Source organism: Microcystis sp. M109S1 (assembly GCF_020247025.1).
Lineage (GTDB): Bacteria > Cyanobacteriota > Cyanobacteriia > Cyanobacteriales > Microcystaceae > Microcystis.
Genome location: NZ_JADBRW010000439.1, coordinates 1 through 10,586 on the forward strand (window position 1 = coordinate 1; position 10,586 = coordinate 10,586).

General features: G+C 38.9%; 17 protein-coding genes. 13 read left to right on the forward strand and 4 right to left on the reverse strand.

The window, feature by feature from the left end; translation table 11 throughout:
- Positions 1-226 precede the first annotated feature (226 nt).
- Both IM322_RS21560 and IM322_RS21565 read right to left on the reverse strand, forming a co-directional pair.
- Positions 227-706, reverse strand: a complete 480-nt coding sequence (locus IM322_RS21560) for a ribonuclease toxin HepT-like protein (protein ID WP_287672105.1) — start codon at positions 704-706, stop codon at positions 227-229.
- Complete coding sequence (locus IM322_RS21565; RefSeq protein WP_002757633.1) at positions 703-1,077, reverse strand: nucleotidyltransferase family protein; 375 nt, start codon at positions 1,075-1,077, stop codon at positions 703-705. Before IM322_RS21565 ends, IM322_RS21560 begins: the two co-directional genes overlap by 4 nt.
- Positions 1,078-1,356: 279 nt before the next feature.
- Between IM322_RS21565 and IM322_RS21570 the strand changes: the two genes are divergently transcribed.
- The 6 genes from IM322_RS21570 (at position 1,357) to IM322_RS21595 (ending at position 4,035) form a co-directional block, all read left to right on the forward strand.
- A complete protein-coding gene (locus IM322_RS21570; protein ID WP_012266238.1) occupies positions 1,357-1,644 on the forward strand; it encodes a BrnT family toxin in 288 nt (95 codons plus the stop codon).
- Positions 1,622-1,894 (forward strand): hypothetical protein, encoded by a 273-nt coding sequence (locus IM322_RS21575; RefSeq protein WP_002799473.1) that lies wholly within the window; start codon positions 1,622-1,624, stop codon positions 1,892-1,894. The genes IM322_RS21570 and IM322_RS21575 overlap by 23 nt, the downstream gene beginning before the upstream one ends.
- Before the next feature lie 264 nt (positions 1,895-2,158).
- On the forward strand, positions 2,159-2,449 hold the full coding sequence (locus IM322_RS21580; RefSeq protein WP_002799472.1) for a type II toxin-antitoxin system TacA family antitoxin: 291 nt from the start codon (positions 2,159-2,161) through the stop codon (positions 2,447-2,449).
- Between the two features lie 91 nt (positions 2,450-2,540).
- Entirely contained in the window at positions 2,541-2,837 is a 297-nt protein-coding gene (locus tag IM322_RS21585; RefSeq protein WP_287672106.1) for a hypothetical protein, read from the forward strand.
- A gap of 551 nt (positions 2,838-3,388) precedes the next feature.
- Positions 3,389-3,733: a type II toxin-antitoxin system RelE/ParE family toxin gene (locus IM322_RS21590; RefSeq protein WP_287669873.1), complete on the forward strand. Its 345-nt coding sequence runs from the start codon at positions 3,389-3,391 to the stop codon at positions 3,731-3,733.
- Positions 3,734-3,735: 2 nt separating this feature from the next.
- On the forward strand, positions 3,736-4,035 hold the full coding sequence (locus IM322_RS21595) for a helix-turn-helix domain-containing protein (protein WP_002757640.1): 300 nt from the start codon (positions 3,736-3,738) through the stop codon (positions 4,033-4,035).
- Positions 4,036-4,069: 34 nt separating this feature from the next.
- Here IM322_RS21595 and IM322_RS21600 read toward each other — a convergent pair whose 3' ends face one another.
- A complete protein-coding gene (locus IM322_RS21600; protein ID WP_353737537.1) occupies positions 4,070-4,294 on the reverse strand; it encodes a YcaO-like family protein in 225 nt (74 codons plus the stop codon).
- A 243-nt stretch (positions 4,295-4,537) separates the two neighbouring features.
- On the opposite strand from IM322_RS21600, the gene IM322_RS21605 reads away from it, so the two are divergent.
- Positions 4,538-4,984: a mannan-binding lectin gene (locus IM322_RS21605; protein WP_223212957.1), complete on the forward strand. Its 447-nt coding sequence runs from the start codon at positions 4,538-4,540 to the stop codon at positions 4,982-4,984.
- Positions 4,985-5,101: 117 nt separating this feature from the next.
- On the opposite strand, the gene IM322_RS21610 is transcribed toward IM322_RS21605, so the two are convergent.
- Entirely contained in the window at positions 5,102-7,399 is a 2,298-nt protein-coding gene (locus tag IM322_RS21610; RefSeq protein ID WP_287672107.1) for a TOMM precursor leader peptide-binding protein, read from the reverse strand.
- Between the two features lie 588 nt (positions 7,400-7,987).
- On the opposite strand from IM322_RS21610, the gene IM322_RS21615 reads away from it, so the two are divergent.
- The 6 genes from IM322_RS21615 to IM322_RS21640 all read left to right on the forward strand — a co-directional run bounded on the left by IM322_RS21615 (position 7,988) and on the right by IM322_RS21640 (position 10,211).
- Positions 7,988-8,335: a rubredoxin gene (locus IM322_RS21615; RefSeq protein WP_002757647.1), complete on the forward strand. Its 348-nt coding sequence runs from the start codon at positions 7,988-7,990 to the stop codon at positions 8,333-8,335.
- Positions 8,336-8,442: 107 nt separating this feature from the next.
- Entirely contained in the window at positions 8,443-9,435 is a 993-nt protein-coding gene (locus IM322_RS21620; RefSeq protein WP_287672110.1) for a photosynthesis system II assembly factor Ycf48, read from the forward strand.
- A 78-nt stretch (positions 9,436-9,513) separates the two neighbouring features.
- Entirely contained in the window at positions 9,514-9,759 is a 246-nt protein-coding gene (gene psbE / locus IM322_RS21625; RefSeq protein WP_002737435.1) for a cytochrome b559 subunit alpha, read from the forward strand.
- 25 nt (positions 9,760-9,784) lie between these two features.
- Positions 9,785-9,919, forward strand: a complete 135-nt coding sequence (gene psbF, locus IM322_RS21630) for a cytochrome b559 subunit beta (protein WP_002736175.1) — start codon at positions 9,785-9,787, stop codon at positions 9,917-9,919.
- 10 nt (positions 9,920-9,929) lie between these two features.
- Positions 9,930-10,049 (forward strand): photosystem II reaction center protein PsbL, encoded by a 120-nt coding sequence (psbL, locus tag IM322_RS21635; protein WP_002735805.1) that lies wholly within the window; start codon positions 9,930-9,932, stop codon positions 10,047-10,049.
- Between the two features lie 42 nt (positions 10,050-10,091).
- Positions 10,092-10,211, forward strand: a complete 120-nt coding sequence (locus IM322_RS21640; RefSeq protein WP_045362404.1) for a photosystem II reaction center protein J — start codon at positions 10,092-10,094, stop codon at positions 10,209-10,211.
- Positions 10,212-10,586 lie beyond the last annotated feature (375 nt).

Genomic DNA, 10,586 nt, shown 5'->3' on the forward strand with positions numbered 1-10,586 from the left:
CAAGGAATTAGATTGGCCATGATAACCCAACGATTGTCTGGGGATAATTTCCCCTCCGAGGGAAACTCGAAGTTTTCTGGTGAGGTTGGGGGTAGCTCAATCTTGCGATACATTGGTACTAAGGAGAGAAGATGCAAGGGTTTTGAGTAATTTTAGCAGATTCAGGGGCACCTGAGCGACTCTCAATCTAGCTAAAAGCCTTTTCCTGTAAGGTTTTTAGCTTTATTCAGCAAACCCTACTTAAATTATTACAAAACAATTGAATTTCATTGATTATGGTTTGATAAGAATTAACAATTTGATGGGCGATGATTAAAACCTTTTCCTCATCTAATTGGCAAGAATAAGCACTTCTCACCAGATGACTAAACCGCCGTAATTCATCCAAAATGAGCCTTGTTTCTTCTGTAATAACTGCTTTTCTCACCTTAGGTATATCAACAGACATTTGCTCTAATAAATCTCGATGCCATTTATCCCCCGTTGGGAATCTTTGAGCAATTTTTTTAGCAATCGCTTCAAATATACGCTCAATTCCAGTATAAACTCCATGCAAATTAAGCGCAATAGAATTAATTAATGCGTTTTGATACATGACATTCGATTGATGAGATAATTCTCTTAAAAATATCTCTAACTGTTGTAGGGCTTGAAAAATTTTATTGAGTTCTTGATTAATTATATCTTGAATTGATAAATTAGTCATAATTCAACCCCCTGAGCAATTGCCTCTAAAATATAAGGATGAGCCTTTTGAACTTCTACTAAATCCACCTCAAAATCCTGTCCATTATCTAACTCTGCTATCGCCTTAAAATAATCTTTCTCTGGTAAATCCCAAACCGCTAAATCAAGATCAGAATGGGGAGTTATTTCTTCATAATTTAACAATGAACCAAATAAAACAACTTTCGTGACTCCATACTTCTCTTTAAGGAGACTAGCACATTTTTGAGCAATTTTTAACCCTGCTTGTTGCCGTTGTTTCATCTCTAATAGAAATTGTTCACGGTTTGCTCTCGCTGCTAAAACTTCAGCAATAATCTCTTGTTTTCGTTCTTCAGTTAACTGTGTCATTATGATTACCCCTAAATCATTGAATATCAATAGTTTCTATAATAGCAATTTTTGTCATAAGCGATCGCCCCTTCTTCTAGATTAGGTTGAAACAACGAAACCCAACAATAATAAAGGTGTGTTACTGCGGTGACACACCTTTTACTATCAGCAGCGATCGCTTATATATCTCTCTATTAATCAAACTTTGGGAAGACGCGATCGCACAGGAAAAATTGTTATTCCGCCCTCAGGATATGCTACAATGCGGGATATTTCAGTTGACAAAGTGGCAATGATTTGGAACTAGCATTTGAATGGGATAAACAGAAAGCAAAAATAAATCAAAGAAAACATAACATTTCTTTTGAAGAAGCATCCACCGTATTTGATGATCCCTTAGCTGTAAATTTCGATGATCCTGACCATTCTACAGGAGAGAATCGCTATCTTATAATAGGTTTATCAGATCAAAGTAAATTTCTATTTGTTTCTTATACGGATCGTGATCATAAAATTCGTTTAATTAGTGCAAGATTAGTTACACCCAAAGAAAGGAGATATTATGAACGAGAAAATCCAAGATGAATTAGAAGATGACTTGCGAGAAGAATATGATTTAAGTCAACTTAAAAATCCTGTTCGCGGAAAATATTACCAACAGTATCGGGAAGGTCATAGCGTTACTATTCATCATGAAGATGGAACAAAAACGGTTGAACATTTTCCAGCGCAAAATGATGTAATTATTCTTGATCCTGATGTTAAAAAATATTTTCCTAATTCGGAATCCGTTAATGCGACCTTAAGAAGTTTAATTAAATTAATTCCTCAATAATAGTGCGATGCCTACGGCACTGCATAGCAGCACGCCCCTTCTTCTCGATTAGTTTGAAACAACGAAACCCAAGACTATTTAAGGTGTGTTACTGCGGTGATGCAGCTTTTACCTATCAGTTATAATGGAAAGGTTTGAAGCCTAGACTTTCATCAAATGATGCTCATCTCTCTGAAAAATCCTGGTATCGTATCGTACATAGTGTAATGTCGTTGTCACTACATTATGTTAAAATAATTAAGTTTGGAATTACACACCCATCTTATGAGTAGTAAAACAAAAAGTAAGACTCCGCGTAATACCCTAAATTTGCGAATTAAGCCAGAAGAACGCAATTTGATCGATATGGCAGCCAAAGTGCAAGGTAAGAATAGAACTGATTTTATTTTGGAAGCCGCGCGGAATGCTGCGGAGGAAACTTTGCTCGAACGTACTATTTTTTTGGCTAGTCCAGAGGCTTATGCAGAATTTATCGCACTTCTAGATGCACCACCTCAACCTAATGAACGTTTACGCAAAACCATGCAGACGCTCGCACCTTGGGAGAAGGAATGAATTTGACACCACCTGAACCTCTGGCTAGTTAAGCTAAACGGCGCTTAACCTGCATGATCCAATAGCTATAACCCTTTTGGAGTCTATATCGGTGATCCGAAGTAAAAGCCGTTTAGCTTATCACTCAATCACTGATTTTTCCTGCGGAATTACTTCTCTTGATGATTGGTTGAAGCGTCGAGCTTATGCTAATCAAGCCAGTGGTGCAACTAGAACTTTTGTTACCTGCGTTGACAATAGGGTAGTTGGGTATTACGCCCTTGCTTCCGGGGCGATTAGTATACAATCAGCTAATGGTAAATTTCGGCGGAATATGCCTAACCCAATTCCAGTGGTAATTTTGGCACGATTGGCAGTAGATACGGGAGCATCTCATTTATGCAAGTGAGTAATTATGCTTGTCGCTAAAACTGACTTTTGGCAAGGCTTTCAAAATAGCTTGACATAAAACTTAATTTAGGAGTTACAAAGGTGAGATGCTCCCGTAGATACTTCTTACCAAGGTCAAGGTTTAGGATGCGGTTTATTTCGTGATGGTGCGCTACGGGTTGTTAAAGCGGCTGATACCATTGGTATTCGGGGAATTATTGTTCATGCTATTTCAGAAGAAGCTAAGAATTTTTATTTGGCTTTAGGTTTTGATGTGTCTCCTCTTGAACCGATGACGTTGATGATTACTCTTAATGATTTACGCGCTTGTATTGCTTAGTGCGCTACAGGGGCAACACGGGGTCAACCACAGGGGGTTTGCCCCTACAGGTACGTTTAAGTCCAGAATAACTTTGCTTATGGCCTCATGAACAAGATGTTTGCCCTGATACACTTTACTTAGATTCAGTTAAACTAAAATGATCATCAGTTTGTCAACTAACGAACAATTGACAAACTGATGATCATATTATACTAAATTAGGTATCAACCTTAAGCATTAATCCCAACATGGGAGATAAACCCATTTACTGGATTGGGACGTCAAGGGAAGATATTAGAGATTTTCCTGAAGACGCAAAGCGTAAAGCAGGTTTTCAACTGAGAGCTATTCAACAAGGAGAGAAACCCAATGATTTTAAACCCATTCCCATTATTGGTCAAGGAACAGAAGAAATTAGAATTTGGACAGGAGAAACCTACAGAATCTTTTATGTAGCAAGGTTTAAAGAAGCGATTTATGTCCTTCATGCTTTTGGTAAAAAAACACAGAAAACCTCGAAAAAAGAAATTGAATTTGGACAACAATGTTATCAACAAATGATTCAATTTAGACAACAATTACAGGAGGGATAACCATGACACAATCTAACCCTATTGAGATCACTTTTGGTAGCGATAACATCTTTGAAGATTTAGGATTTAACAGTGAAGAAGCAACTAACTTAAAAATTAGAGCCGATTTGATGTTAACCTTGCGGTCTTTTATCCAAGAAAAAAGATGGACACAGCAAGAAGCCGCCACTTTTTTCGAGGAAACAAAACCGAAAATTAGTGATTTAATGAATGGAGAAATTAGCCGTTTTACTGTTGATAAATTACTCAGTCTTTTAGATAAAACGGGAATGAAAGTTAAACTCGAAATCTTCACCAAGTAACTTAAAATCATCAACAATTGACCATGAACAAGGGTTACATCCACATGGGAAAAGGATTTAATTCATCTTCCGTTAAAGCTTCTTTTAACCATCCCATGCTAACAGGAACATCATACAATCTTCCTGTCCCTAAACGCTTCCACATATGACGCATTCCGGGGACAATGACTTTAGCTACTCTTAAACCAATATCAGGACGAGTTTGGTCTAATACTAACATTTCCATCCCCTTTGACTCAATCTCTGTAATTTGATTGATTAATTCATTTGTTCTACTTACGAGAGATTACCATCATACCATAAAGTGACCCTTTGAATCTAATATAAATCTAATATAAATCTAATATAAATCTAATATAAATCTAATATAAATCTAATATTCTGCTCAAAAAAACCTATTAGAAAAGTATTAACTTTAGGGATTGCCATTACCCCAAATAAAACTTATTCTGGTATCAAAGGTGATTGAACCAATCACTTTTAACCCAAAAGACAAGACATTTTGCTTAAGGCATTATGGCTAACTCAAAAAATTCAGAAAAGGATTTTTGATATCGTCTTGAGGATACAAAATCAACAAAAGTCTCAAAGGACATTATCTATTATGGCAAGTTACAAAGTTAATATCCCTGCTGGCCCCCTCTGGAGTAACGATGAAGCACAACAAGTAGGTCCGAGAATTGCAGCTGCTCATCAAGGAAACTTTACTGGTCAGTGGACAACCGTAGTTGAAAGTGCAATGAGTGTAGTAGAAGTAGAACTACAGGTGGAAAATACTGGAACTCATGAATTTAAAACTAATGTTTTAGCTGGACCTCTCTGGAGCAACGATGAAGCACAAAAATTAGGTCCGCAAATTGCAGCATCTTATGGTGCAGAATTTACTGGACAGTGGCAAACCATTGTTGAAGGTGTCATGAGTGTTATTGAAATCAAGTACACTTTCTAAGTGCGATCGCCTCTCTTATCGGCTAGATTGAGGTACGGAACCCAACACTATTTAAGGTGTGTTACTTCGGTGACGCACCTTTTACTGATCAGTGATAAGCTCCCCTATTTAAAAGCGTTACATCCACATGGGAAAAGGATTCAATTCATCTTCCGTCAAAGCTTCTTTTAACCATCCCATGCTAACAGGAACATCATACAATCTTCCTGCCCCTAAACGCTTCCACATATGACGCATTCCGGGGACAATGACTTTAGCTACTCTTAAACCAATATCAGGACGAGTCTGATCTAATACTAACATTTCCATCCCCTTTGACTCAACAATTCGCTGACACAATTTAACATCCTCTAATAAGTCATCACTAGCTAATTGTAAATAATCACTGCTTTTTTTCGGTATTATTTTACTATCGGGAACTAAATAAGATTGATTGCTTAACCTTGCCGTTTGCCACCATTTAACCGCCAAAGGATCCGCAGAAGGATTATAAATTGTTGTCCCATCTTCCTTAAAAGATAACACATTCGGTAAGATTTGATTAACCTCAGTTAACGCTCGACTAATGGCAATTTTCGGATCAAAATGCGCCCCATATCCTAATAAAATATCCTCCACTTCCCGCTCCTTTCTCGGACTAATAGCAGCAAAACAAGGGATATTCAAATCGCTAGTAATATCTAACACCCATAGCTCCCGATTTAACCCCTCATAATATTGCTTTAATTGCTCAAAATATGGCTCATTAAAGCTCTCTAAATTAACGGAAGGTTTAACTAATTGGTTATACCACCATAAAGCCACACAATCTCGTTCCACTAACTCCATAAATCCTTGTAAAATCGCTTCTTCTATCGTATTTCCTGCGGCGCAGCCATTAGAATCTGCCCAACAATCTAAGGGTTCAGATTGAGAATAAACATAGTAACAATATCCCGTCGGTAAATACTTAAAATCTTGAGCAGTTAAAGACCATACAGGAGTCCAATCAATGATTCTAGTTTCATCAAAAGGTTCAGGGACTTTTTGAAACCATCCTTGATTATTCGCATTCCATTCTTCTCGATGTTGATATTGTTTTTCACTAAAACTCATACATTTGTTAGGATGAATAGCTTTATCTCCTAACTCTTGATAACTCGCTTTTTCTCTGATTTCATTCCCTTGAAAAACTCCCGAATACCGCTCAATAGCTTCACAAAATCCACTTGCTTTTGCTTGACTATCTGTACGGCCTTTTCCCGCACTTCTACCTCCAATATTTTGCCGTAAACTGGCTAAATCATCAAAGACGCTACGAAAATGATGTTTCGCTACATAAGTATGAACTAAAGCATTCCCTTGTATCTTATTTAATTCTCGCACAATTCCCGTAATAGGACTGATAAGATGTTGATAGGTTCTTAAGGTTTCTTCAGGAGAACAAAAACGATGTCCCCCATCACTGGTAAAAGCCTTTTTTCGATGTCCCAAAACCACAGGTAAAGGTGTTTTATTCAGAGAATATCCACAACTAGGACAGTTCGGACGTTTAACTAAAATATGCTCTTGAAATTGTAAATTTAAAGTATCATAAGTCATTAGTATTCCTTCTAAACGTTGATTTTTACCTTGAATAATCCATTTAAAAACCTCCATAGCCGTCATATTTAAAGCTGTCTGCATTGTCGCTGAAGAAAACCCTAAAGGAGAAATTAAAGAAATCTTATTTTCTCTCTGTCTAATGATAAATTCCTCCACGGGACGATTATCTCGTAATCGTTGAGCCAAACAATGCCAACAACCAGTTTTATCGGGATAAAATAAGGGACCAATCCAGGCTAGGTTTCCCAGGGGATTAACTAATAACCAAGGCTTTTGCGAGACTAAAGCTTGTTGATTAATACTATCTAAATCAGGATGAAGATAATTATCGGTTAAAATAATGGTTAAATCCCCTTCATCTGCGACTTGAACTTGCAAGGAATTCAAAATATTGATCAAATCTTGCTGGGGAATTGAGCCTAGGCTTTTAACCGTAACCTTCAGAGATTGTAATCGTTCAAAAGCTTGGGATAGAGAAACCTGAAGATGATGGCATAAAATTGCTAAATTAGACGGCAATAATTCTTTTTTTTCTAACAAAAAACCTCGTTTATATAACTGAAAAATCGCTTTTTGAATTGCCAGACTATAATTAATAATCACTGCAAACAAATTAGGATTATTGGGATTGATTTCTTGATTTTGTAAAAATTCTAACTGAAGAATATCAATAATTTCATCAAGATTACGTTGACCATCAATTAATCTTACTAAACGATAATAAAGCGGCTCTTGGAAACAGATTGATTCTCGCTCAGATAGAAAAAATACCGTATTTGGTTCTAAGGTTTCAATTGAGTAGGCAGGATTCCAATCAAGCTGGTTGAACACAATTTTTACTCTCTTTTTAAGGGATAGTTAAGGTTGATTATATACCTATAATATAAGGTTGATAGCAGTTATCTTAATAGTGAGGTGCGAAGTTTTCGTTTTGGGGAACAGAGAGGGAGCAGCCCATTTATGCCAAAATATAAAAGCGATCGCTAAAAGTGATTAAATTTATTCAATATGATACCAAATCCGCTTTTAATAGCATGATTAACTCCCAATCCAACTTTAAAAACCCAGTTATGGATTGTTTACCCCTGCTCCGCAGCTCTGGCGCTCCCCAATCTCCTATATTTTAAACAGGATTTGGTATCAGACCCCTAATTTCTTCCCTGCCTGAAATTTCTCAATTTCTCGGAATAAATTTGAGTACCAAAATCAGGGTAAATAGCCTAAATATCAACTTAATAAAGTTTTAATAGACATTTAAGCCCTAATAGATTAATCTTACTTTTTTTAAAGCCGATATGCTGCCTCGCTAATCCTTTTAAGACTTGAAAACTTGGTATTCTGTCAGGGCTTGCCCGTGAGAGGGGTCAATTTTCAAGGATAATTTGTAACAGAGTGTTGAAAATTCCTTTAATCTTAGTCATGAGCGATCGCCCACCAGAACTAACCCTAGCCGACCAGGCCCCTGCCAACTACGAATGTCGCTCCTGCGGCTACGTTTACGACCCCAGCAAGGGAGATAGTAAAACCAACACTCCCGCTGGAACCCCCTTCGAGGAATTGCCAGAAACGTGGCGCTGTCCCGTGTGTGGTGTGCGTCGTTCCCAATTTATCAACATCGGAGCTAAAGATGCTCCTTCGGGATTCCAAGAAAATCTTAGCTATGGTTTTGGAGTCAACCGTCTCACTCCCGCACAAAAAAATATTTTGATTTTCGGGGCTTTAGCGCTAGGATTTGTTTTCTTTATTAGTTTATATGGTTTAAACTAACTCAAGCACTCATTATCTTTAAATCTAACGGCTCTTATGAGCCTGTAACCCATCGGGTACAAACCCTAATCCGTCCCGATTCCTTGACCAATACCTCTGAACCATTGATGAGAAAACTGAAACAATTCGTAATAGTTCTAGCTGTAGCCTTTTTCTGCTTTAGCTGTAGTAATGTGCCATCCCTGAGCAATAGTCCTTGGCAAATCCTCACCCTCGACACTGACTCTACTTTTGCCGATATCGCCTTTACCGACGACCTGCAGCACGGTTGGTTAGTGGGAACCAAATCTACCCTCTTTGAAACCAGCGATGGGGGGAACAACTGGCAGCAAAAAGTCCTCAACCTTGGCGACGAAAAAGTTAGCTTTAGCGCCGTCAGTTTCCACAACCAAGAGGGTTGGATTGTCGGTAAACCCTCAATTCTTCTCCATAGCGAAGACGGGGGCAGCAGCTGGTCCCGTATTCTCTTAAGTGAAAAATTACCCGGTTCCCCCTACGGAATTATCGCCCTGAACGACAAAACCGCCGAAATGGTCACGGATTTAGGCGCTATCTACCGCACCAAAGACGGGGGCAAAACTTGGCAAGCTTTAGTGGAAGGTGCTGTGGGTGTGGCCCGGACAATTGTTCGTTCCCATGATGGTAAATACGTGGCCGTTTCCGCACGCGGGAACTTTTATTCCACTTGGGAACCGGGGTCAACAGAATGGCAACCCCACAATCGTCTTTCTTCCCGCCGCTTACAAAAAGTCGGTTATGGTGAAAAAGGGGAACTGTGGGCCCTGGCCCGGGGTGGTCAACTACAATTTACTAGCCCCAATGATCTCGATACATGGGAAGATAAGGTATTCCCAGAGTTTTCCACCAGTTGGGGACTTTTGGACCTCAACTACCGCAGCCCCGAAGAAATTTGGGTCGCTGGTGGTAGCGGCAATCTCTTGGTCAGTCATGACAGCGGCCAATCTTGGCAAAAAGATCGCGCTGTGGAAAGTGTCCCCTCCAATCTCTATCGAATTGTTTTTATCAATTCCGACAAGGGTTTTGTCTTGGGACAAAATGGGGTTTTACTGAAATATAATCCCCCTAGCGAACCGGCCTAAAACTTGTCTCAGGGTCAAGAAAGTCTCTATTATAGAGATTGAATTTTTCAAGTCCTATCATTCCGAGGAGAACCGTCCATGTCAGGTAGTACCGGCGAACGTCCTTTTGGCGATATCGTTACCAGTATTCGTTACTGGATTATCCATAGCATCACCATCCCCATGCTGTTTGTCGCAGGTTGGTTATTCGTGAGTACCGGTTTAGCTTACGATGTTTTTGGCACTCCCCGTCCCGATGAGTATTACACTCAAGAGCGTCAAGAATTACCGATCATTAATGATCGCTTTGAGGCCAAAAATCAAATCGAGCAGTTTAATCAGTAGTTTACTTTAATTAAGGATAAAAACAATGGCTAGTGGTAATCCCAATCAACCCATTTCTTACCCCATTTTCACCGTTCGCTGGTTGGCAGTTCATACCTTAGCGGTTCCCACTGTCTTCTTTATCGGTGCGATTGCGGCAATGCAGTTTATTCAACGCTAGGAGAACAATTATGGAAAGAACACCTAATCCGAATCGGCAAGCTGTCGAGTTAAATCGTACTTCTCTTTACCTAGGTTTACTCCTAGTTGCTGTCTTGGGAATTTTATTTTCCAGCTATTTCTTTAACTAATTAGTCCCGATTCATTGTCATCGCAATTAGGAGGTGTTATTCATGTTCGCAGAAGGTCGTATTCCTTTGTGGTTAGTCGCCACCATCGCTGGTCTAGGCGTTATCGCCGTGGTTGGTCTTTTCTTCTACGGAGCTTACGCTGGTTTAGGTTCCTCTCTGTAATTCCATTACGGGTAATTTTCCCCAGCAAAAAGCCGCTAGTTATTTCTTTAAACTGGCGGTTTTTTGAGTTATTTGTTAAAAGTAATGCTCGATCGAACTTTAATACCAAATCCGTTTTTAATAGTGTGATTAACTCTCAAGTTATCAATTGTTTCTCCCCACACCCTACACCCTACACCCCACTTTCCTATACCTTTTAAACAGGATTTATTGTCCCGTTTGCAGGAGAGCTAATAATTAGGGTTTGCTGAATAAATCTAAAAACCTTATCCAACAAGGTTTTTAGACTTTTTTTCCCTCAAAAAGTGCCGCCCCTTGGAGTGATTGGGGGGAAAATTCAGGGACTTTTTCCCTGAAAATTAGGTAATTGACCAC

Excerpts from the sequence above, each read along its gene's own strand:
- psbL (WP_002735805.1), top strand. The coding sequence starts at position 9,930 with ATGGAAAGAACACCTAATCCGAATCGGCAAGCTGTCGAGTTAAATCGT.
- IM322_RS21560 (WP_287672105.1), bottom strand. The coding sequence starts at position 706 with ATGACTAATTTATCAATTCAAGATATAATTAATCAAGAACTCAATAAA.
- IM322_RS21565 (WP_002757633.1), bottom strand. The coding sequence starts at position 1,077 with ATGACACAGTTAACTGAAGAACGAAAACAAGAGATTATTGCTGAAGTT.
- IM322_RS21640 (WP_045362404.1), top strand. The coding sequence starts at position 10,092 with ATGTTCGCAGAAGGTCGTATTCCTTTGTGGTTAGTCGCCACCATCGCT.
- IM322_RS21580 (WP_002799472.1), top strand. The coding sequence starts at position 2,159 with ATGAGTAGTAAAACAAAAAGTAAGACTCCGCGTAATACCCTAAATTTG.
- IM322_RS21620 (WP_287672110.1), top strand. The coding sequence starts at position 8,443 with ATGAGAAAACTGAAACAATTCGTAATAGTTCTAGCTGTAGCCTTTTTC.
- IM322_RS21575 (WP_002799473.1), top strand. The coding sequence starts at position 1,622 with ATGAACGAGAAAATCCAAGATGAATTAGAAGATGACTTGCGAGAAGAA.
- IM322_RS21615 (WP_002757647.1), top strand. The coding sequence starts at position 7,988 with ATGAGCGATCGCCCACCAGAACTAACCCTAGCCGACCAGGCCCCTGCC.
- IM322_RS21590 (WP_287669873.1), top strand. The coding sequence starts at position 3,389 with ATGGGAGATAAACCCATTTACTGGATTGGGACGTCAAGGGAAGATATT.
- IM322_RS21595 (WP_002757640.1), top strand. The coding sequence starts at position 3,736 with ATGACACAATCTAACCCTATTGAGATCACTTTTGGTAGCGATAACATC.
- psbE (WP_002737435.1), top strand. The coding sequence starts at position 9,514 with ATGTCAGGTAGTACCGGCGAACGTCCTTTTGGCGATATCGTTACCAGT.
- psbF (WP_002736175.1), top strand. The coding sequence starts at position 9,785 with ATGGCTAGTGGTAATCCCAATCAACCCATTTCTTACCCCATTTTCACC.